This window comes from Xanthomonas sp. WHRI 6106 (genome assembly GCF_040202405.1).
Lineage (GTDB): Bacteria > Pseudomonadota > Gammaproteobacteria > Xanthomonadales > Xanthomonadaceae > Xanthomonas > Xanthomonas cannabis.
Window position 1 is genome coordinate 143,543 of record NZ_JBEGFC010000004.1, and the last position, 20,568, is coordinate 164,110.

The window sequence follows — 20,568 nt, forward strand, 5'->3', positions numbered from 1 at the left end:
ATGTCCCAGACCCCGCCACCGCGCCGCCCGCTGGCCACCTTCCTGCGGGCAACCCCGCCCGCCGCGCCGACCTTGATTCCGACGCCGACGGTGCCCGCCGCCGAGCCGCCGGAACAGGTGTTGCCGGTGCCAGCGCCGGCGCTGCCGCCCGCACCCGCACAGCCGGTGGTGCCGCCACCGCCGGCACCGGTGATCTCCGCACCGGCTGCGCCGGTGACCGGCCTGCCGGCCAACCAGCCCAGCCGCGCGCCGGCAGCGCCGCACGAACCCAGCTCTGCACGTGCAGACGCCGAACCGGACCATGTCGCAGGCACACCAGGCATGCACGGCGCTGCGGATGCCGCGGCCGCCGCCGCAGACCGGCCCGACGCACGCGCGCGCGATGCCGATCTCCCGCGCCCCCCCGCTGCCGAGGCCGACCCCACCGCACAGGCCGCCATGGCCACCGGCGACGCAGGCGATCCGGCCTCCCCTGCATCGCCGTTCCACCCACTGCCCGCTGTCGCCGCTCCCACGTTTGCACGCCGGGGGTTCGCCCGCCCGCGCCTGCGCGCCAGCGGCCGGCAGTGGGCGGTGTTGATCGGCCTGGTGGCGCTGCTGGGGCTGCAGATCGTCGTTGCCGACCGCGCCCAGCTGGCCGGCAACGCGCGCTGGCGGCCGCTGGTCAGCGTGGCCTGCACGCTGGCGCGCTGCACGTTGCCGGCCTGGCGCGAGCCGGCCGCGCTGACCCTGCTCACCCGCGATGTGCGCCCGCTGCCTGGCGCGGCCGGAGTGCTGCAGGTCCAGGCCAGTTTCCGCAACGATGCACGCTGGGCGCAGGCCTGGCCGTGGCTGCAGCTGTCGTTGTCCGATGCCGACGGGCGGGTGATCGGCACCCGCGTGCTGACACCGCAGGAGTATCTGGGCAAGGCGCCGGCCGCGCAGGACACGCTTGCGCCGGGCCAGGCGGTGCAGGTGGCGTTCGCGGTGCGCGAACCGGCCGCGAGCACGGCCGCCTTCAGTTTCGACTTCCGCTAAGCGGACGCGACCCGCACTCGCCGCGCACATGGGCGTGGCGAGCGGTGAGGTCACGCGCTAGACTCACTCCCCCTCGCCGGCCACGCGTCCCGGCTTCGTGACACTGGGAACTTCCTTTGAACGCAGCCTCCTCCCGTCCTGACACCAGTCGTGGCGCCCCCAAGTCGCCCCTGCGCGAACACGTGGCGCAGTCCGTGCGCCGTTATCTGCGCGACCTGGATGGCAGCGACGCGGACGATGTGTACGAGATCGTGCTGCGCGAAATGGAAATCCCGTTGTTCGTCGAAGTGCTCAACCATTGCGAAGGCAACCAGAGCCGCGCCGCGGCGCTGCTGGGCATTCACCGGGCGACATTGCGCAAGAAGCTGAAAGAGTACGGGCTGACGTAGGCCTGGGATTCGGGATTCGGGATTCGTAAAAGCGTGCTTCTGCCAGACGGTGCGGGCACGGGTTCCCGGTCACAGCGTGGTTTCGTGCGGGTCAGCCTTCCGGTTGGCCAGACGCGGCGGCCGACCGACGCGCTGCGCCGATCCGATGCTGCAGGTCGCTAACGGCACGCGATGCACATGTTGCGATCTTCTGACGAGCAATGTTGCAGGCGATCACGCCCAGCCATAGCGAATCAGGTGGAAAAACACCGGCGCGGCGAAGCACACCGAGTCCAGGCGATCGAGCACGCCGCCATGGCCTTCGATCATGTGGCCCCAGTCCTTGATGCCGCGATCGCGCTTGATCGCCGACATCACCAGCCCGCCGAAAAAGCCCATCAGGTTGGCCACCAGCGCCAGCCCGAACGCGTGCCACGGCGCAAACGGGGTGATCCACCACAGCGCCATGCCGAGCAGGCTGGCCGACAGCACGCCGCCGATGAAGCCTTCCACCGTCTTGGACGGCGACAGCTTCGGCGCGATCAGATGGCGGCCGGCCAGCTTGCCCCAGACGTACTGCAGCACGTCCGACGATTGCACCACGATGACCAGGAACGCGATCAGCAGCAGATTGCGCCCGGCGTACCCGGGAATGTCCAGGTTCAACAACGCCGGCACGTGCGAGATGCAGAACACGCAGATCATCAGCCCCCACTGCACCTTGGCAGTGCGTTCCAGATAGCCGGTGGTATCACCACCGATGGTGGCCAGGATCGGCAGCACCAGGAACGCGTACACAGGGATCAGCAAGGTGTACATGCCGTACCAGCCGGTCCACACCAGCCCGTATTGCCACGGCAGCACGATGTAGAACGCGGCCAGCAGCGCGTAGTAATCGCCGCGCCGCGTGGGGGTCAGGGTGATGAACTCGCGCAGCGCAAACAACGACACCAGCGCGAACAGCCCGATGACGCCGGCGCGGCCAAACACGAACGCAATGCCGACCACCGCCGCCATCACCCACCACGCGCGGATGCGTGCGACCAGGTTGTCCAGCACCGCACTCGGGCGTTCGCGCGCACGCCAGCGCAGCGTCTCGGAAATCAGCGTGGCAATCACCAGTACCAGCGCAATGCCGCTGAACAACCACAGCGTCTGCTGATGCATCGAGGACTGCTGCAGCTGCCCGCTGAACACATAAGGATTCATGCGCGCGCCTCCAGTTGCTCCGGCGACAACGCCAGCAGCGCCACGCGTGCGCGTGCCAGAAACGCATCCTTGTCCTCATCGGCGCCCAACCGCAACGGCGCCCCGAAGGTGGTGGTGCACAGCAGCGGCAACGGCAGCCACTTGCCCTTGGGCATCACGCGCTTGAGGTTGTCGATCCACACCGGCACGAACTCCAGTTCCGGGCGTTGCCGCGCCAGGTGATACAGCCCGCTCTTGAACGGCAGTACGCCTTCGTCCGGGTTGCGGGTGCCTTCGGGAAACAGGATCAACGAATCGCCGGCGTCCACTGCGTCGCACAGGCATTGGATCGGGTCGCGGGTGCGCTGCGCGGCATCGCGCTCGATCAACACACCGTTGAACACCGCGTGGATCAGGTAGCGGCGCAGTGCCGTGCGCTGCCAGTAATCGGCAGCGGCGACCGGACGCACGGTATGCCGTAGGCTGGCCGGCAGCGACGACCAGATCAGCACGAAATCGCCGTGGCTTGCGTGATTGCCGTAATACACGCGGCGTTCGTTGGAGGGCGCACACCCACGCCACAGCGCACGCGCGCCGGTCAGGGTACGAATGGCGCCGCTGCAGGCACGCGCGATCAAACGGGCAATCATGTCCACTCCCATGCGCGCACGGGTGTGCGCAGCGCTAATTTCACGATCAGTGCTGCAGCGGTGGGCGGCGTCGCCACTTCCGCAGCCAAGGCACCCGACACACGACACGCCGCGGACATGGCATGGCGCGAGCACTGCAATGCCCTGGCTGGCGCGGTGACCGTTGGCAAGCACTGCATCCGCTGCAAATGTGCCAGCGGCGCGGTGAGAGCCTGTGCCGCGTGTGCAGCGGTCACCACAGCGCCTTGCCGATCAGGGCGGCCCCCAGTGCCAGCACCTGCACCACCACGCTACCCACTTGCCTCAACAGCAGACGGCGCATGCCGGCCCAGCGCGCCAGCCAGTCGCGTGGCGCCGGCGCCGTGCGCAGCAAGCCGATCGTCTGCAGCGCCTGATCGAGCTGTTGCGCGGCGCGATGCTCGTCGCTGTTGTCGATGGCAATCTGCTGCAGCACGGCCTCCAGCAGGTCCGCATCCAGGCCGACCCGGAACGCCCACACGCGCTGCACGACGCCGGCAGCCACACTGAGCGCGTAGCACAGCTGGATCGGCGCGGGTGCATGGGTGATGCCAAGCAGCACGATCACGGCGGCCAACAGCAGCAGCGAACACCGGTCCAGTGCAGCGCCCTGGCGCAACATCGCACGCATGCTGGCAAGTGTCATGGTCGCGCTCATGCGGGCACCTGCCCGGTGACTGCATCGTGGCTGTCCACTGCGCCGGCGGCCGCAATGGCCGCACGGTGATGCGCACGCAGCACGATCGCCGGCCGCGCCGCCCGAAGTTGCGCAATGGCATCATCCACGCCGGCAGCCCGCCCGCTGCGGACCAGCCAGGTTGCGATGCTGGCCGCACTGCGCGAATACCCCAGGGCGCAACACACCAGCACAGGGCCATGCGCACGGGCCTGTTCGATCGCCTGCGCCGCCGCGCGCAACTGCGCTGGCGACGGTGCCACCAGATCCAGCATCGGCACCACCTGGTCCTGCGCAACTGCGGCGTACAACGACAGTTCTGCAGACACGTCCACGACTGCAGCAATGGTGCCGCGTTGCCCGGGCAACGGAATCCGCCCCAGCCACACCTCATCGGCCACCACGCGCGGCAATGGATCGCGCCGTGTCCATAGCCGCGAATTGCACCATGCCGCCAGCAGATACGGCGCATACAACCAGCGCGCGGCAAGACTCAAGCGCCCATCGCTGCGCTTCTGGAATCCGAGCGGGCCGAGCAGCGCGTAATTCATGGCCACCAGCAACAAGGCCAGGGTGATCCACAGCAGCCACAGCCCGCTGCCACCACTCCGCAGCGCAAGCGCGCCACTGACCAGCGCGCCGGCCAGATACGCAGCGGCCAATCGCCAACGGCGCGCGTCACGTGTCAGCCGTGCCTGCGCAAACGGTGCAGCGATGCGCTCCGGCCACAGCCACACGCACAGCCAACCCGCCGCCAGGCCGGTGGGGATATCCAGGAAGTGATGTTGATAGGTGGTCAGCACCGACACGCCGATCAGCGCAAACCAGCCATGCAACAGCCAGCGCCACACGCCGGAAAGATGCTGCGCATAGCGCACCCACAACACCACCAGCAGCACGATGTGCAGCGATGGCGCCTGATTGAAAGGCTTGTCGAAACCCAGCAGCACGGCAAACAACCAGCCGAACACGCCATCGGTATCGGGCCGGACGAAGCTGTAGCGCAACGGCCAAAGCAAAAAACACGCCACGCACAGCAGCTGCGCGCTGAGCAGGCGCAACGCGTGCGTGTCCAGCTCGCGTCGCGTGCGGCAGACAAAAAACGACGCCGCGTAGAACAGGTCGATCGACCAATACGGCACGATGGTCCATGGCCAGAACGGCATGCCATGTTCCCAGCCGAACACCACCGATGGCACCTGCGTGGCCCGCCCGGCCAACGTATTGGCCAAGCCATAGCTGAGGAAAAAGAACGGCCCCAGCAACGCCAGCCACAGCGCAGCGCGAGCGGTCGGGCGTGCGCCGTGCGTCATGCCTGGATCCGCTGCGCCATCGACACGGTGAAGATGCCGAACGCATCGATGCGCTGCGCCACCTTGCGAAAGCCCGCCGCTTCCACCAGGCCATCCATTTCCTGCTGGCTCCGCCGACGCATCACCCAGGCCACGCCATCGCGGTGGCTGGTGAGCGCGCGCGCAATGAATTCCAGCTGCGGATGCCAGGGCTGGCCGGTGTAGAGCAGATAGCCGCCCGGCTGCACCGCGGCGGCAAGACCTTCCAGCGAGCGCGCCACCTGGTCATTATCGGCAAACAGCTCGTACAGGCCCGACACCACTGCCAGCGTCGGCGCCGGTTGCACCGCCGCCAACGCCGCCGGGTCGAACGCATCGCCTTGCTCGAACCGGGCGATCTCGCCCGCGCCCAGCGCCTGGATCAGTGCGGTGCCCTGGGTGACGTTGAGCGGGCTGAAATCGCGCAGCACGATCGCATCGGCACGTTGCGCGCCGCTGCCCAAGGCGTCGAGCACGTAACGCCCATGCCCTGCGGCAACGTCCAGCACGCGCACCGGCATGCCGGCACCACGCAACCGTGTCGCGGCATCACGCAGCAATTCACCCAGATGCGCGCCGCGGATGCGGATGCCGCGCCAACCGATCGCGTTGAGATAATTGCGGTCGATCATGCGGCCCAGCGGCCCACGACCACGCGCCTGATTGCGGTAGATGTAGTCCAGCGTGCTGCCGGAGTCGAAACCGGTCTGCAGGCCGAGTGCGATGCCCTCGGAGAGCGTGCCCCCCAGCCGCAGGCCGGCACGCACGCCGCGCCAGCGCAGGTCCTGCAGGCTGTTGCGCGGCGGCGGCCAGGCCAGCTGCTCGGCCTCTTCGAAACTGGGGCCGCTGCGGTGCGCGTCGCGCAACTGCGCGCGCACCGGCGGCGCTGCGAAACGCGCCTGGATGAACGCGCGCATCGGCGCGATCGCAAGCGCACGATCGCGCTCGCCCAGGGTGTCGTGGAAGAAGCCCGGCAACCAAAGCCGCTGCTTGATCGGCGAACGCAGGTTTTCGTAGAAGCGGTCCTGCGGGCCGCGATGCACCACGAAATCCGAGCCGGAGACCAGCAACTGGGTCGGCACGGTGATCGCCTGCGCATCGTCCACCACGCGTGCGGCCGCCGCATACAGGCCCAGCAACACGCGCACCGAAATCGGACGGGTGATCAGCGGGTCGGTGCGATAGCTTTCCACCCGCTGCGCATCGTGGGTGAGCCACTGCGGCTTGACGTAGCTGTTGACGAAGAAGTTGCCGCGCAGCGCATGCATCAGCGCCAGCCCGGCGCGTGCGAACGGCACGTACAACTTCACCTTGAACGCCGGCGAGGCCAGCACCAGCGCGCGCAGTGGCGGGGCATAGTCGTGCACCCAGGTAGCAGCCACCACCGCGCCCACGCTTTGGGCCACCACCGCAATGTCCTGCACCGCGATGCCGTGGGTGGTGCCAATGTGTGCGATGAAGCTGTCCAGATCGCGCACCAGCGCCTCGAAGCCCGGCGCATCGCCCCGCACGCCGGGCGAGCGGCCATTGCCGCGCGCATCCCAGGCGAAAAACTGCGCATCGGGCAGGTCCAGCTCCTCGGCCAGATGCATCACACGGCCGGAGTGCTCATGCCCGCGATGCAGCAGCACCACCGCCTTGGGCGCGCCACCTGCCACCGGGGCCGGCCAGTGCCGATAGAACAACTGCACACCATCGAAACTGGCGAACTCGCGCTCGACGACATCACGCATCGGATCATCCTGAAAAAGAAGAAAGTAAACAGAGTGCAGCGGACATCGCATGCGCACTGCGGCGCGCAGGCAGCGCGCTTAGCCGGCCGGCGCCTCCGCCAGCCCGGCGCGCACCCGCCGCCACGCCGTGGCGATGCAGGCCAGACTCAGCGCAATGGCCACCCAGGTGAAGCCGCGCGCACCCAGCAACCCGCAGGCGAGCCCCACGCCGACAACGCCAATGACGAACGCGCGGTCGCTCTTGCCCATCGGCCCGTCGTAACGGCGGCTGGCGCCGACCATCAGGCCGAGCACGCCGGCGTATTCGGTCAGCGCGGCCAGCAGTGCGAACAGCCATAGCCAATGCGCACCCACCCCGGGCACGCCAAGCAGGCTCAAGTACAACGCCGCGTCGGCCACCACATCGCACAGTTCGTTGAGGTAGGCACCCAGACGCGACTGCTGGCCGAACTCGCGCGCCAGCATGCCGTCGATGGCGTTGAGCCCCATGCGCAGCAGCATCCACACCGGCAGCAACAGATACAGTAGCGGCCAGCCGGCGCCGGCGCGGTAGACCACCGCTGCCATTAGCAATGACACCGCCGCCGCGCTCAGCGTCACCTGGTTGGCGGTGATGCCGCCGCGGTACAGCGCGCCCACCATCGGCCGCAGCAGCGCCTGGAAGCGTCCTTTCAAAGCATAGATCGAGGCCATACGGGGTGTTGAGTCCATTCGAGCGCTGGCGCAGCCTACAATATCGGCTGCTCCGCAACGACATCCCCCACCGATGGCCACTGATTTGCTGCCCGTGCGCCGGGCCCTGCTCTCCGTTTCCGACAAGACCGGCCTGATCGATCTGGCCCGCGCGCTGGCAGCGCGCAACGTCGCGCTGCTGTCCACCGGCGGCACCGCCAAGGCGATCCGCGAGGCAGGCCTGCCGGTCACCGACGTGGCCGATCTCACCGGGTTCCCGGAAATGATGGACGGCCGGGTCAAGACCCTGCACCCGCTGGTGCACGGCGGCCTGCTCGGGCGCGCCGGCGTCGATGAGGCGGTGATGGCCGAACACGGCATCGTGCCGATCGACCTGCTGGTGCTCAACCTGTACCCGTTCGAGTCGGTCACCGCCAACGCCGATTGCACGCTGGCCGACGCAGTGGAAAACATCGACATCGGCGGCCCGGCGATGCTGCGCAGCGCGGCCAAGAACTTCGCGCGCGTGGCAGTGGCTACCGACCCGGCGCAGTACGCCGAGCTGCTGGCCGAACTCGACGCCAACGATGGCCAGCTCTCGGCGGCCAAGCGCTTTGCGCTGTCGGTGGCTGCGTTCAACCGCGTGGCGCAGTACGACGCGGCGATCAGCAACTATCTGTCGGCGGTGGCCGACAGTGCAGAGAGCGTGCCCACCCGCAGCCCGTTCCCGGCGCAGATCAATTCCAACTTCGTCAAGGTGATGGACCTGCGCTACGGCGAAAACCCGCACCAGTCCGGCGCGTTCTACCGCGACCTGTATCCGGTGCCAGGCACGCTGGCCACCTTCCAGCAGTTGCAGGGCAAGGAGCTCAGCTACAACAACCTGGCCGATGCCGATGCAGCGTGGGAATGCGTGCGTCAGTTCGATGCGCCGGCCTGCGTGATCGTCAAGCACGCCAACCCCTGCGGCGTGGCGGTGGGCGCGGCCTGCGGCGATGCCTACGAACTGGCCTACGCCACCGACCCGACCAGCGCCTTCGGCGGCATCCTGGCCTTCAACAAGACCCTGGATGCCGCGACGGCGAAGGCCATTCTGGATCGCCAGTTCGTCGAGGTGCTGATCGCGCCCGACTACGAGGCCGGCGCGCTCGACTACGCCACCAAGAAAGCCAACGTGCGCGTGCTCAAGATTCCGCATGGCAACGGCTTGAACAATTACGACACCAAGCGCATCGGCTCGGGCCTGCTGATGCAGTCGGCCGACAACCGCGGCATGTCGCTGGGCGAATTGAGCGTGGTCACCCAGCGTGCGCCCAGCGAGGCGGAGCTGGGCGATCTGCTGTTCGCCTGGCGCGTGGCCAAGTACGTCAAGTCCAACGCGATTGTGTATGCCAAGGACAGCCGCACCATTGGCGTGGGCGCCGGGCAGATGAGCCGCGTGGTCAGCGCCAAGATCGCCGCGCTCAAGGCCGAAGAGGCCAAGCTCACCGTGGCCGGCTCGGTGATGGCCTCGGACGCGTTCTTCCCGTTCCGCGACGGCATCGACGCTGCGGCCGCGGCCGGCATCAAGGCAGTGATCCAGCCCGGCGGCTCGATGCGCGATGGCGAAGTGATCGCCGCCGCCGACGAACACGGCATCGCGATGGTGTTCACCGGCGTGCGTCACTTCCGGCACTGATGTCACCGGCACAGGGATAGGTCGATGCACCGTTTGCGTTGTCTTGCTGCGTTTATTTCCGCCGCCGTGCTGTTGAGCGCCTGCAAGCAGGCGCCTGCGCCGGCTGCGGCGCCGGTTGCAGCGGCCCCTGCAGCGCCCGCCAACAGCGCTCACCTGAGCCGCACCGAGCGGCTGGATGGGTTTCTGCGTACGCGCTATGGCGCCAAAGCCGGCCTGGCCGCGCAATGGAGTGGCGAGGCGGACGGATTCAAGGCCGACAGCCAGGTCTGCGCCGAACAGCCAGTGGTGGTGGGCGACCAGGTGCAGCAACTGCTGGCGGTCTGCCATAGCCTCCTCGATGGCGGCCACGGCAACCCCGGCCTGGTCGATTTCTTCGTGCTGCGTGGCGATGGCGACGGCTTCAAGGTCGTGGTCGAACGGCTCGCCGATGGCTACGGCAGCGATGGCCAACCCGGCAGTGTGGACATCCTGCGGCTGGGCAGCGATTTCTACGGCTTTGCCGTGCACAGTTTCTGGATGGGTCAGGGCCTGATGCTGGAATCGCAGGATCTGGTCGTGCCCGGCCCCAAAGGCTTGGTCAATGCCGGCTCGCTGCGTGCGCACATCGACAATAGCGGCGCACTGGCTTGCGACGACGACGCGCGCGAGCCGGAACAGACGCAGGCGCAATGCCTTGCCGAAGCCTTCGATGTGGATTTCGCGCTGGAGGTGGACAACAGCAAGCCGCAGGCGCGCACCTGGCCGCTGCGCATCCACGAGCACGGCAGCGATTGCGGTGTTGCCCTGGATAAGACGCACGTGTTCGCGCTCGACACCAAGACCTGGACCTACCCATTCCCCAACGCACTGCAGCGCGAAGGCTGCAGGTAGCGCCCCCTTTCCCCCGTACTAGCGAGCAGCCCCTTTGAAAATCCTCGTCATCGGCTCCGGCGGCCGTGAACATGCCCTGGCCTGGAAGATCGCGCAGTCCGCGCGCGTCAGCGAGGTGCTGGTGGCACCCGGCAATGCCGGCACTGCTACGGAAGCCAAATGTCGCAATGTCGCGATCAAGGTCGACGACCTGGACGGCCTGCTCGCCCTGGCGCAGCGCGAGGATGTCGCGCTCACCGTGGTCGGGCCGGAAGTGCCGCTGGTGCTGGGCGTGGTCGACCGCTTCCACGCCGCCGGGTTGCGCATCTTCGGGCCCACCGCCAAGGCCGCGCAGCTGGAAGGCAGCAAGGCCTTCGCCAAGGATTTTCTTGCGCGTCATGGCATTCCCACCGCGTATTACGCCGTGCACACCGACATAGACGCTGCACTGGCCTACGTGCGCGAGAAAGGCGCACCGATCGTGGTCAAGGCCGATGGCCTGGCGGCCGGCAAGGGCGTGATCGTGGCGATGACCTTGGCCGAAGCCGAAGACGCGGTGCGCGACATGCTCTCGGGCAATGCGTTCGGCGACGCTGGTGCGCGCGTGGTGATCGAGGAATTTCTCGACGGCGAAGAAGCCAGCTTCATCTCCATGGTCGATGGCACACATGCCCTGCCGATGGCCACCAGCCAGGACCACAAGCGTGTGGGCGACGGCGACACCGGCCCCAACACCGGCGGCATGGGCGCCTACTCGCCAGCCCCGGTGGTCACACCCGAGGTGCATGCGCGGGTGATGCGCGAAGTGGTCGAGCCGACCGTGCAGGGCATGATCGCCGACGGCGTGCCGTTTACCGGATTCCTGTATGCCGGGCTGATGATCGATGCGCATGGCGCGCCCAAGGTGATCGAGTTCAACGTGCGCTTCGGCGACCCGGAAACCCAGCCGGTGATGCTGCGCCTGCAGTCGGATCTGGTCGATCTGCTCGACGCGGCCATCGACGGCACGCTCGACGGCGCGCAGGTGCAGTGGGACCCGCGCCCGTCGCTGGGCGTGGTCATCGCCGCCAGGCCGTACCCCGAGACCCCGGTCACCGGCGAGGTCATCACCGGTCTGGACGCAGTGCCAGCCACCGCCAAGGTCTTCCATGCCGGCACCACGTTGAACGCCGATGGCCAGGTGATCAGCGCCGGCGGCCGCGTGCTGTGCGTTGCCGCGCTCGGCGACAGCGTGCTGGAAGCGCAGCGCAACGCCTACGCCGGCCTGCGGCCGATCCACTGGCCCAACGCCTTCCAGCGCAGCGACATCGGCTGGCGCGCGATCGCCCGCGAGCGCGACGCGCAGGGCTGAGCAGCGTCCTTCCCCCGCCGGCGGGGGAAGGTGCCCGAAGGGCGGATGGGGGCAAGCACAGACATCCGCTGGTTGTCGGCCGAATAGAGCAACAGCTCGCTTGTGGTCGTCGAGAAGGCAGTGTTCAACAGGTTGCAAGGCCACCAAGCGCGGTAAGCGGTCGTGCAGCGGGGCTGCGGTGCAATCGCGCATGTCGCTCCAGTCCGCACCCATGCCGGCTACTGACAAAGGACTAGCCGCCCTGCACACCGGCGGCGCGTGGCTGCGGCAATAATGCCCGGGCACGCTTGCCCTTCAGAGACCGTGGCCGCCACTACCTTCGAAACCCGCCTCAGCCGCCTGTGGGCCCATGAAAAGGCCAGCTATGGCCTGCGCGTGTTCATCGCACTGGCGGTGGCGATGGGCGTGTGCTGGCACTGGCATCAACTCACCGCGGTACCGGCGCTGTTCCTGGGCGCCATCGCCAGCGCCATCGCCGAGACCGACGACAACTGGCTGGGCCGCATCAAATCGGTGCTGCTGTCGTTGCTGTGTTTTGCCGCCGCCGCGGCTGCAGTGACGCTGCTGTTCCCGTATCCGCTGGCGTTCGTGATCGGCATGGCCCTGGCGACCTTTTCGCTCACCCTGCTGGGCGCGCTGGGCGAGCGCTACGCGTCCATCGCGCAGGCCACGGTGGCCTTGTCGATCTACGCCATGATCGGCATGGACCAGCATGGCAGCCACGATCCGCGTATTGCCTGGCATGGCGCAGCGCTGCTGATGATCGGGGCCACCTGGTATGGCGTGCTGTCGATCCTGTGGACCATCCTGTTTGCCAATCGCCCGGTGCGCGAGCGGCTGTCGCGGCTGTTCTTCGAACTGGGCCGCTACCTCAGGCTCAAGGCCGATCTGTTCGAACCGGTGCGCCAGAGCGACCTGCATGCGCGCCGGCTGGCGCTGGCCGAACAGAATGCCAGGGTGGTCGGCGCGCTCAACGCCGCCAAGACCGCGATCATGAGCCGCTTCGGCCGCTCGGGGCGGCCGGGCGTGCAATCGGGCCTGTATTTCCGGCTGTATTACATGGCGCAGGAATTCCACGAGCGCGCCAGCTCCTCGCATTACCCGTATGAAGCGCTGACCGACGCGTTCTTCCACAGCGATGTGCTGTACCGCTGCCAGCGCCTGCTCGCGCTGCAGGGCAAGGCCTGCGCCGCGCTGGGCGAGGCGATCCGGCTGCGCCAGCCGTTCGACTACGGCGACAACAGCCGCCTGGCCACCGAAGACCTGCGCCAGTCGCTGGATTACCTGCATGCGCGCGCCGACCCGGCGCTGGCGCGCCTGCTCGGCGCGCTGGAACTGCTGGTCACCAACCTGCAGAGCATCGAGCGCAAGTTGTCCGAAGCGGCGCAATTCGATTCCACCAGTGACAACCTCGACACCCGCCTGCGCGATTCCTCGCCGCATACCTTGCGCGAGATGGCCGCCCGGCTCGGCCAGCAGCTCACGCCCGGCTCGGTGCTGTTCCGCCATGGCCTGCGCATGGCCATCGCGCTGGTGGTGGGCTATGCGGTGATGCAGTCCATCCATGCCGACAACGGCTACTGGATCCTGCTCACCACCGCGTTCGTGTGCCGCCCCAACTACGGCGCCACCCGCCTCCGGCTGGTGCAACGCATCGCCGGCACCCTGATCGGCCTGGTCGCCACCTGGGCGCTGATGCAGCTGTTCCCTGGCACTGAAGTGCAATTGCTGCTGGCCCTGGCCGCTGCGCTGATCTTCTTCGTCACCCGCACCGATCGCTACATGCTCGCCACCGCCGGCATCACCGTGATGGCGCTGTTCTGCTTCAACCTGCTCGGCGATGGTTTCGTGCTGATCTGGCCGCGCCTGATCGACACCCTGATCGGCTGCGCGATTGCCGCGGCGGCCTCGTTCCTGATCCTGCCGGACTGGCAGGGCCGCCGCCTCAACCAGGTGATGGCCACGGTGCTGGCCAGTTGCGCGCGCTACCTGACCCAGGTGCTGGAGCAGTACGCCAGCGGCATGCGCGACGATCTGCCCTACCGCATCGCACGCCGCGACATGCACAACGCCGATGCCGCGTTGTCGGTGGCCCTGTCCAACATGCTGCGCGAACCGGGCCGTTACCGGCGCAATCTGGACGCGGGTTTCCGCTTCCTGGCGCTGTCCAACACCTTGCTCGGCTATCTCTCCGCACTGGGCGCGCACCGCGCCGCGCTGGAAGGCGAACACGATCCCGCCATCGCGCAGGCCGGCGACTACCTGCAGCGCGCGCTGGGCGAGATCGCCACCGCCTTGCGCGAACGCCATCCGCTGCCGGTACACGACGAAAGCGAAGAGCTCGCCACCGCCGACGCATTGGAACACCACGCCGTGCAATTGCCACCCAAGCAGCGCCTGGTGCGCGACCAGCTGGCGTTGACGCTGCGCTTATTGCCCAAACTGCGCGCTGCGGCGCTGGCGGTGACCACCGCGCCGGCAGAGAACACGGCGTGCCTGGCGATCAACAAGGCTTAGCGGCGTGTTGTGCACAGGTGCGGTGGCCGTGCAGCCAACGCAGCGTCCCTGTGCAAGGCGACACCGAGCCATGCAATGCCGCGCAACTGCCACATTCGTGCAATCGCCACGTCGTCGCCTCATCAGCCACGCCTACTTCCACTGCCCACGCGCCACGCTCAACCCCACCCAACCCAGCGCCGCTGCAGCAAGCACCACGCCACCGATCACCACCCCCATCCAGCCGGCCTGTGCATACGCCGCAGTGCCCAACGTCGAGCCCACCGCACCACCGATGAAATAGCAGGTGATGTAGGCCGAGGTGATGCGATTACGTGCAGTGGGGTTGCGCTGATAAATCACGCTCTGGTTGGCGATATGCACGCCCTGCACCGCGATATCCAGCAATAGCACGCCCACGATCAGCAGCGCGATCGACTGCGGCGCAAACGCCAGCAGGCCCCATGACACCAGCAACATCACCAGCCCGCCCCAGCTCACGCGGTCGCCATGGCCGTGATCGGACCAATGCCCGGAGCGATTGGCCGCCAGCGCACCGGCCGCACCGATCAGGCCGAACAGCCCGATCACCACGGTGCCATAGCCATAGCTCGGCCCGGACAACAGAAACGCCAGCGTGGTCCAGAACATGCTGAAGCCGGCAAAGATCAACCCGCCCAACACCGAACGCGAGCGCAGCACCGCATCGTCGCGCAGCAGCGTCAGCACCGAGCCCACCAGCTTCGGATAGGACAATTGCGCATTGCCCGGATGCCGCGGCAGCCCACGCCACAGCAGCCAGGCGGTGACCAGTAGCAACCCGGACGCGATCCAGTACACCGTATGCCAGCCGCCCACACCGGCCAGCACGCCGGCCGCGGTACGCGCCAGCAGGATGCCCAGCAGCAGCCCGCTCATCACCGTGCCGATCACCCGGCCGCGCTCGTGCGGTGCGGCCAGGGTGGCAGCGAACGGCACCAGGATCTGCGCCGCCACCGAGCTGGCGCCGGTCACGATCGTGCCCACCAGCAACATCGCAAAACTGTGCGAACTGGCGCTCACCAGCAGGCCCAGCGCGCTCAGCACGAACAGGCCCACGATCAGGCTGCGCCGCTCCAGCCGGTCGCCCAGCGGCACCAGCAACAGCAAGCCGGCCGCGTAGGCCAGCTGCGCGGCGGTCACCACCGCACCGGCGCTGCGCACCTGGATTCCGAACGCCTGCGCCAGTGTTTCCAGCAAGGGCTGGGCGTAGTAGTTGCTCGCCACCGCCAGACCGGTGGCGGCGGCCATCAGTAGCACCAGACGGCGCGGCAAGGGCGGATGGAACGTCGGCTCGGGGGTCATGGCGTGTGCCTGGCGAAAGGATGGGCGCAGTGTGGGCGGCGGCGATGCATCTTTCCAATGTATTGTTTTCACCGTGTCCATCGCGTTTCGAGATTGCATGCTGACCTTGCGCCAACTGGAATTTGCCGTCGCCGTGGCCGAAGAAGGCGGCTTCACCGCGGCCGCGCGCCGCTGCAACACCGTGCAATCGGCGCTCAGCCACCAGGTCGCCAAGATCGAAGAGGCCTTCGGCGCACGCCTGTTCGAACGCGGCTCCCGCCAGGTGCGGCCTACCGCCGCCGGCGAGGTCTTTCTGCACAACGCCCGCGAAACCCTGCGCGCGGCCGAGCGCCTGCACGAGGAAATGGCCCAGGCGCTGGGCACGGTGCGCGGGCGGCTCACGCTGGGGCAGATTTCCTCGCTCACCACCGTGCAGCTGCCGGCGTTGCTGCATCAGTTCCGCAGTGCGTACGCGCGGGTGGACGTGCACCTGCGCACTGCCATGAGCGAGGCCTTGCTGCTCGATCTGGGCGAAGGCCGGCTGGATGTGGCCCTGGTCGGCGTTGGCCCGCAGGTCGCGGTGCCAGCGCAGCGCCTGCTGCTGCATGAAGAGACGCTGGCCTTGATCGTGGCCCCCGGCCACCGCTTTGCCGCGCGCAAACGGGTGGCGCTGGCCGAGCTCGACGACGAACCGATGGCCGGGCTGATTCCCGGTGCCGGCGTGCGCGGCATCATCGATGCCGCCTTCGCGCAGGCTGGCCTGCGGCAGCGCCAGCAGTACGAGGTCACCCATGCCGATCTGGTGCGCGAACTGGTCGCCGCCAACCTGGGCGTGGGCATCGTGCCGCACACCATGGCCGGCGCCATGCGCGGTGTGGTCACGATCGCACTCAAGGAGCGTTTCCGCTTTCTCACCTACGCCGTGTGGCGGCCCGACCCCACCCCGGCCGCGCGCGCCTTCGTCGCCTTGCTGCGCGCCCAACGCGCGCCCCGCACGCCAGCAGCACGTGCAGCGCGCTGAGCGAGGCGGCATCCACCAGCGCACCGTGGAAGCCTGCTAGGCTGCGCGCGTTCGCAAAGGAAACTGCATGTCCGGTCACAGTCAGTTCGCCCTGCTCAGGCAGCGCCGCTTCTTGCCGTTCTTCGCTGTCCAGGCGCTGGGCGCGTTCAACGACAACGTCTATCGGCAGGCCATCATCGGGCTGTTGTTCTATCTCGGCATCGATGCCGCGCAGCGCACGCTCTACACCAATCTGGCGCCGGCACTGTTCATCCTGCCGTACTTCCTGTTCTCCGCGCTGGCCGGCCAGATCGCCGAAAAACTGGAAAAACAGAAGCTCATCGTGATCACCACCACGATGGAGATCGCCATCATGTCGCTGGCCGCGGTGGGCTTCATCACCGAGAACATGGTGATCCTGCTGATTGCGCTGTTCTGCACCGGCCTGCAGTCCACCCTGTTCGGGCCGGTGAAATATTCGATCCTGCCTTCGGTGCTCAAGCCGGAGGAACTCACCGGTGGCAATGGCCTGGTCGAGATGGGCACCTCCATCTCGATCCTGTGCGGCATGATCTTCGGCGGGCTGATCTTCCAGATTGCCGGCAGCCATGGCCCGGAGGCGGCGGCCACCGCGGTGATCGCAATCGCGGTCACCGGCAACCTGGTGGCGCGGCTGGTGCCCAGGGTCGATGCCGGCGCGCCCGAGCTGACCATCAACTGGAACCCCATCCCCGAATCGCGCGCCATCATGCGCCTGACCCGGCGCACGCCGGCGGTGCGCAACTCGGTGCTGGGCGTGTCGTGGTTCTGGTTCGTCGGCACCGTGCTCACCGCGCAGTTGCCCACCTACGCGCAGCTCAATCTGGGCGGCCAGCAGGACCTGTACGTGTTTGCGCTGGCGTTGTTTTCGATCGGCACCGGCGTCGGTTCGTTGCTGTGCGAGCGGCTGTCCGGGCGCACCGTGGAGATCGGTCTGGTGCCGCTGGGCGCGTTCGGCATCAGCGCCTTCCTGCTGGATCTGTATTTCGCCCGTCCCGGTGAAGCGCCGGTTACCGGGCTGTCGATCAGGCAGTTCGTGCAACAGCCTGGCAGCGTGCGGCTGATCGTCGATCTGGTCGGCATCGGCCTGTTCACCGGCCTGTTCGTGGTGCCGTTGTTTGCGCTGATCCAGAGCCGCACGCCCAAGGCCGAGCTGTCGCGCGTGATCGCCGGGCTCAACATCCAGAACTCGTTGTTCATCGTGGCCGCGGCCGTCATCGGTATCGCACTGCAGCTGCCGCAGGTCGTGCTGTTCGGGGTGCGTATTCCCTTGCCCGGCCTGAGCATTCCGCAGGTGTTCCTGGCGCTGGCCATCGCCAATACGCTGGTGGCGCTGTGGATCTTCACCCTGGTGCCTGAGTTCTTGATGCGCTTCCTCAGCTGGGTGCTGGTGAGCGTGTTGTACCGCCTGCGTGCGCGCGACATCGACGCGCACGTGCCCGACGACGGGGCCGCGTTGCTGGTGTGCAACCACGTCAGCTACATGGACGCACTGATCCTGTCGGCGGTGATTCCGCGCCCGGTGCGCTTTGTCATGTACTACAAGATCTTCCGCATCCCGGTGATGCGCTGGATCTTCCGCATCGCCAAGGCCATCCCGATCGCCGGCGCGCGCGAAGACCCTGCGTTGATGCAGCAGGCCTTCAACCGCATCGATGCCGCATTGGCCGATGGCGAACTGGTGTGCATCTTCCCGGAAGGCGCGTTGACCAAGGACGGCGAGATCGCCCCGTTCAAATCCGGCGTCGAAAAAATCCTGGCGCGCCGCAACGTGCCGGTGATTGCGCTGGCGCTGCGCGGCATGTGGTCGAGCATGTGGAGCCGCCGCGACACCCGCCTGGGCCGCATGCGCGTGCCGCGCCGGATGCGCGCCCGGATCGACGTGGTAGCCGGCCCCGCCGTGGCCGGCGATCAAGCCAGCGCCGCATCGCTCGAACAGCAGGTGCGCGCATTGCGTGAGGACCGCGCCTGAGTCTGGCGGGCGGGGGCTTTGCGTCTGTCGCGCACCGCGAGTAGCCTGTGCGCCACTGCACGCTTTGCCGCCGCGTTCGCCAAGCGAGCGCGACAGGCCGCACCGGGGGAAGTCGTTGTGCTCAACATCATCGCGCCTGAGGCGTCTGCCGTGATCGGCGGGCGTCGCTCACTTCAGCGGCTGGCTGTCGTGCCGGCGGCGATAGGCATGCCGATGCACTCATCCCCGGATAACACACCCCACTCACCCATCAGTTCGCAGTTGTATACCACCCAAGGAGCTTCACCATGAGTGCCATCCCACCGCCGATCCATCCCTCGTCCAGCGCCGCACCTGGCCCGGTGCCCAATCACCTGATCTGGGCGATCGTCTCCACCGTGCTCGGCTTCTGCCTGTGCTGCCCGGCCCTGATCTCCGGCATCGTGGCGATCGTGTTCTCCAGCAAGGTCAACGGCCTGCTCAACCAGGGCGACATCGACGGCGCGCGTCGCGCCTCCAACACCGCCAAGACCTGGTGCATCGTGACCAGCGTGCTGGCTGCGATCGGCCTGCTGATCAACATCGGCATGGTCGCCACCGGCGGCATGCAGGGCTACATGGACTACATGCAGCAGTTGCAGCACATGCAGTAATGCAGCTGCGTCCACGCCATTGGCTTGGACTGGGGGCGGCCACCAGCGTGGCCGCCTTTGGCGTGTCGCTGCTGTATCGCTTCGACCCGAACGCGAGCAACAGCCCGTTCCCGCCCTGCGTGTTCCGTGCCGTCACCGGCTGCTACTGCCCCGGTTGCGGCATGACCCGCGCACTTTATGCGCTGGTGCATTTCGATCTCCCCGGCGCCTTCGCAATGAATCCGGCCGCCGTGCTCGGCCTGTTCACCCTGCCCGGCCTGATCGCCTGGAAAGCCGGCTGGCGCGCGCGCTGGTTCGCCCCGGTCGTGCAGACGATGTCCGAACCGAAGTTCTGGCTATGGGCCTTGCCCACCTACTGGATCGCCCGCAATTTGCCGTGGTACCCGTTCACGCTGCTGGCGCCGGGCTAGGTCGTCAGAAACAACTCCGCGGTCTCGGGGCAAGACTCCAGGCACGCTCTTGAGCGATTAGCCAGGAAAACTGCGAGACGTCGCCGACTGGCGAAATTGTCATCCAGTTCGACGATGAAAGCCGACTCTTGGTGGACGTCGATGGCGATGGCAATGCCCCTGCGCTTTCCATGCCGATGACGCAGCTGGTTGACTGCCTCTCGTCGGGCACGGCGTTACCGCACCCACCCCGCTATCACCAGCAACGCCAGCACCACCATCCATAGCAGCAGCACACGCCACACCAGGCTCATCGCATCGCGCACTTCCGGCAGGCGGCGCCATACCGGTACCAGGCCCGAATCGGTGTAGTCGTGCGCTTCCTCGCGTAGCTCGGCGCTCACGCTGGCACGCGCCACCGCACCCAGAAAATGCGGCTCCAACGTCCAGCGATTGCCATGCGCCTCGCGCCATGCGCGAAACACGGTGTCGAAGTTGCCCACCAATGCCATCGACACGGTGATCAACTGCGCCACCGGCCATTCCAGCGCCGCCAGCAGCCAGCGCGCGCCAGCCAGATTGCGTGGCGGCAGCAACACCGACAGCGGGCTTTCCACCGCCAGTGCGGTCAGCCGGTACAGCACCGCGCCGAATGGCCCCAGCAGCAGAAACCACAGCAGCACCGCAAACCAGCGACGCAGTCCGTTGATCACCACCGCCTCCACCAGCGACGGCGCATCTTCGTGCACGCTGCCACCGGCCGCCTGCAGGTGCGAAATAGCCTCGCGCCGCGCGCCGGGCTCGTCGGCATCGATCACCGCTTCCACATCGCGATCCAGATCGCGCGGGCCCCAGGTCCAGGCCAGCACCGCCACCCCGAATACCAGTGACAGAAAGCCGTGCCACACATCGTCCAGCAGCCATTGCAGCAGCAGGACCACACACAACGCAGGCAGCAGCGCCAGCAGCACGCCATAGCGGCCCTGCCAGGCGCCGCGGCCGGCGGCATGGCTGTCCAGCCGGCGTAGCCAATGGCCGAACCAGTCGAACCGTCGCAACCTGGCGACCTGCGCCGGCACCAGATGGCCCAGCGTGAGTGCAACGACAACGGCAACCAGGGTCGTGAACATGGGTGTCCCTCCTCAGCCGAGTCTAGCCGAGCGGGCGCAACCGCCGCGCAACGGGC

At 67.5% G+C, this 20,568-nt stretch carries 18 protein-coding genes; 10 read left to right on the top strand and 8 right to left on the bottom strand.

Annotation, left to right across the window (positions count from 1 at the left end; translation table 11 throughout):
* Together ABQZ09_RS08215 and fis are read left to right on the top strand one after the other, a co-directional pair.
* Nucleotides 1-1,017 (top strand): DUF3426 domain-containing protein, encoded by a 1,017-nt coding sequence (locus ABQZ09_RS08215; RefSeq protein WP_349776628.1) that lies wholly within the window; start codon nucleotides 1-3, stop codon nucleotides 1,015-1,017.
* A gap of 116 nt (nucleotides 1,018-1,133) precedes the next feature.
* Nucleotides 1,134-1,406, top strand: a complete 273-nt coding sequence (gene fis, locus ABQZ09_RS08220; protein WP_039408095.1) for a DNA-binding transcriptional regulator Fis — start codon at nucleotides 1,134-1,136, stop codon at nucleotides 1,404-1,406.
* 213 nt (nucleotides 1,407-1,619) lie between these two features.
* Here the strand turns inward: fis and ABQZ09_RS08225 are convergent, their stop codons facing one another.
* The 6 genes from ABQZ09_RS08225 to ABQZ09_RS08250 form a co-directional block, all read right to left on the bottom strand.
* A complete protein-coding gene (locus ABQZ09_RS08225; protein WP_047693384.1) occupies nucleotides 1,620-2,594 on the bottom strand; it encodes a phosphatidate cytidylyltransferase in 975 nt (324 codons plus the stop codon).
* Entirely contained in the window at nucleotides 2,591-3,223 is a 633-nt protein-coding gene (locus tag ABQZ09_RS08230) for a lysophospholipid acyltransferase family protein (RefSeq protein WP_047693385.1), read from the bottom strand. Before ABQZ09_RS08230 ends, ABQZ09_RS08225 begins: the two co-directional genes overlap by 4 nt.
* Before the next feature lie 232 nt (nucleotides 3,224-3,455).
* Nucleotides 3,456-3,899: a hypothetical protein gene (locus tag ABQZ09_RS08235; protein WP_349776629.1), complete on the bottom strand. Its 444-nt coding sequence runs from the start codon at nucleotides 3,897-3,899 to the stop codon at nucleotides 3,456-3,458.
* The gene (locus ABQZ09_RS08240; protein WP_349776630.1) at nucleotides 3,896-5,230 is read right to left on the bottom strand and encodes a phosphatase PAP2/dual specificity phosphatase family protein; all 1,335 of its coding nucleotides are present in this window, start codon (nucleotides 5,228-5,230) and stop codon (nucleotides 3,896-3,898) included. Before ABQZ09_RS08240 ends, ABQZ09_RS08235 begins: the two co-directional genes overlap by 4 nt.
* Nucleotides 5,227-6,981 (bottom strand): bifunctional alpha/beta hydrolase/class I SAM-dependent methyltransferase, encoded by a 1,755-nt coding sequence (locus ABQZ09_RS08245; RefSeq protein WP_349776631.1) that lies wholly within the window; start codon nucleotides 6,979-6,981, stop codon nucleotides 5,227-5,229. The genes ABQZ09_RS08240 and ABQZ09_RS08245 overlap by 4 nt, the downstream gene beginning before the upstream one ends.
* Nucleotides 6,982-7,059: 78 nt before the next feature.
* Complete coding sequence (locus tag ABQZ09_RS08250) at nucleotides 7,060-7,674, bottom strand: CDP-alcohol phosphatidyltransferase family protein (protein WP_349776632.1); 615 nt, start codon at nucleotides 7,672-7,674, stop codon at nucleotides 7,060-7,062.
* 73 nt (nucleotides 7,675-7,747) lie between these two features.
* Between ABQZ09_RS08250 and purH the strand changes: the two genes are divergently transcribed.
* The 4 genes from purH (at nucleotide 7,748) to yccS (ending at nucleotide 14,048) form a co-directional block, all read left to right on the top strand.
* Entirely contained in the window at nucleotides 7,748-9,331 is a 1,584-nt protein-coding gene (gene purH / locus ABQZ09_RS08255; RefSeq protein WP_349776633.1) for a bifunctional phosphoribosylaminoimidazolecarboxamide formyltransferase/IMP cyclohydrolase, read from the top strand.
* A gap of 24 nt (nucleotides 9,332-9,355) precedes the next feature.
* Nucleotides 9,356-10,201: a hypothetical protein gene (locus tag ABQZ09_RS08260; RefSeq protein ID WP_349776634.1), complete on the top strand. Its 846-nt coding sequence runs from the start codon at nucleotides 9,356-9,358 to the stop codon at nucleotides 10,199-10,201.
* A 34-nt stretch (nucleotides 10,202-10,235) separates the two neighbouring features.
* A complete protein-coding gene (purD, locus tag ABQZ09_RS08265; RefSeq protein WP_349776635.1) occupies nucleotides 10,236-11,531 on the top strand; it encodes a phosphoribosylamine--glycine ligase in 1,296 nt (431 codons plus the stop codon).
* A gap of 303 nt (nucleotides 11,532-11,834) precedes the next feature.
* Complete coding sequence (yccS, locus tag ABQZ09_RS08270) at nucleotides 11,835-14,048, top strand: YccS family putative transporter (protein ID WP_349776636.1); 2,214 nt, start codon at nucleotides 11,835-11,837, stop codon at nucleotides 14,046-14,048.
* Nucleotides 14,049-14,180: 132 nt separating this feature from the next.
* Here yccS and ABQZ09_RS08275 read toward each other — a convergent pair whose 3' ends face one another.
* The gene (locus ABQZ09_RS08275; protein WP_349776637.1) at nucleotides 14,181-15,371 is read right to left on the bottom strand and encodes an MFS transporter; all 1,191 of its coding nucleotides are present in this window, start codon (nucleotides 15,369-15,371) and stop codon (nucleotides 14,181-14,183) included.
* 97 nt (nucleotides 15,372-15,468) lie between these two features.
* Between ABQZ09_RS08275 and ABQZ09_RS08280 the strand changes: the two genes are divergently transcribed.
* From ABQZ09_RS08280 to ABQZ09_RS08295, 4 genes are all read left to right on the top strand, one after another.
* Nucleotides 15,469-16,371 (top strand): LysR family transcriptional regulator, encoded by a 903-nt coding sequence (locus tag ABQZ09_RS08280; protein WP_349776638.1) that lies wholly within the window; start codon nucleotides 15,469-15,471, stop codon nucleotides 16,369-16,371.
* Nucleotides 16,372-16,438: 67 nt separating this feature from the next.
* On the top strand, nucleotides 16,439-18,361 hold the full coding sequence (locus ABQZ09_RS08285; RefSeq protein ID WP_349776639.1) for an MFS transporter: 1,923 nt from the start codon (nucleotides 16,439-16,441) through the stop codon (nucleotides 18,359-18,361).
* 287 nt (nucleotides 18,362-18,648) lie between these two features.
* Entirely contained in the window at nucleotides 18,649-18,993 is a 345-nt protein-coding gene (locus tag ABQZ09_RS08290; RefSeq protein ID WP_039408067.1) for a CD225/dispanin family protein, read from the top strand.
* The gene (locus tag ABQZ09_RS08295; RefSeq protein ID WP_349776640.1) at nucleotides 18,993-19,403 is read left to right on the top strand and encodes a DUF2752 domain-containing protein; all 411 of its coding nucleotides are present in this window, start codon (nucleotides 18,993-18,995) and stop codon (nucleotides 19,401-19,403) included. The genes ABQZ09_RS08290 and ABQZ09_RS08295 overlap by 1 nt, the downstream gene beginning before the upstream one ends.
* A 215-nt stretch (nucleotides 19,404-19,618) precedes the next feature.
* Here ABQZ09_RS08295 and ABQZ09_RS08300 read toward each other — a convergent pair whose 3' ends face one another.
* Nucleotides 19,619-20,512 (bottom strand): cobalamin biosynthesis protein, encoded by an 894-nt coding sequence (locus ABQZ09_RS08300; protein ID WP_039408063.1) that lies wholly within the window; start codon nucleotides 20,510-20,512, stop codon nucleotides 19,619-19,621.
* Nucleotides 20,513-20,568 lie beyond the last annotated feature (56 nt).

What these genes read in the sequence shown, in the direction of transcription:
- ABQZ09_RS08215 (WP_349776628.1), top strand. Translation starts at nt 1, where the DNA reads ATGTCCCAGACCCCGCCACCGCGCCGCCCGCTGGCCACCTTCCTGCGG.
- ABQZ09_RS08225 (WP_047693384.1), bottom strand. Translation starts at nt 2,594, where the DNA reads ATGAATCCTTATGTGTTCAGCGGGCAGCTGCAGCAGTCCTCGATGCAT.
- ABQZ09_RS08230 (WP_047693385.1), bottom strand. Translation starts at nt 3,223, where the DNA reads ATGATTGCCCGTTTGATCGCGCGTGCCTGCAGCGGCGCCATTCGTACC.
- ABQZ09_RS08235 (WP_349776629.1), bottom strand. Translation starts at nt 3,899, where the DNA reads ATGAGCGCGACCATGACACTTGCCAGCATGCGTGCGATGTTGCGCCAG.
- ABQZ09_RS08240 (WP_349776630.1), bottom strand. Translation starts at nt 5,230, where the DNA reads ATGACGCACGGCGCACGCCCGACCGCTCGCGCTGCGCTGTGGCTGGCG.
- ABQZ09_RS08245 (WP_349776631.1), bottom strand. Translation starts at nt 6,981, where the DNA reads ATGCGTGATGTCGTCGAGCGCGAGTTCGCCAGTTTCGATGGTGTGCAG.
- ABQZ09_RS08250 (WP_349776632.1), bottom strand. Translation starts at nt 7,674, where the DNA reads ATGGCCTCGATCTATGCTTTGAAAGGACGCTTCCAGGCGCTGCTGCGG.
- purH (WP_349776633.1), top strand. Translation starts at nt 7,748, where the DNA reads ATGGCCACTGATTTGCTGCCCGTGCGCCGGGCCCTGCTCTCCGTTTCC.
- ABQZ09_RS08260 (WP_349776634.1), top strand. Translation starts at nt 9,356, where the DNA reads ATGCACCGTTTGCGTTGTCTTGCTGCGTTTATTTCCGCCGCCGTGCTG.
- ABQZ09_RS08275 (WP_349776637.1), bottom strand. Translation starts at nt 15,371, where the DNA reads ATGACCCCCGAGCCGACGTTCCATCCGCCCTTGCCGCGCCGTCTGGTG.
- ABQZ09_RS08280 (WP_349776638.1), top strand. Translation starts at nt 15,469, where the DNA reads ATGCTGACCTTGCGCCAACTGGAATTTGCCGTCGCCGTGGCCGAAGAA.
- ABQZ09_RS08285 (WP_349776639.1), top strand. Translation starts at nt 16,439, where the DNA reads ATGTCCGGTCACAGTCAGTTCGCCCTGCTCAGGCAGCGCCGCTTCTTG.
- ABQZ09_RS08290 (WP_039408067.1), top strand. Translation starts at nt 18,649, where the DNA reads ATGAGTGCCATCCCACCGCCGATCCATCCCTCGTCCAGCGCCGCACCT.
- ABQZ09_RS08295 (WP_349776640.1), top strand. Translation starts at nt 18,993, where the DNA reads ATGCAGCTGCGTCCACGCCATTGGCTTGGACTGGGGGCGGCCACCAGC.
- ABQZ09_RS08300 (WP_039408063.1), bottom strand. Translation starts at nt 20,512, where the DNA reads ATGTTCACGACCCTGGTTGCCGTTGTCGTTGCACTCACGCTGGGCCAT.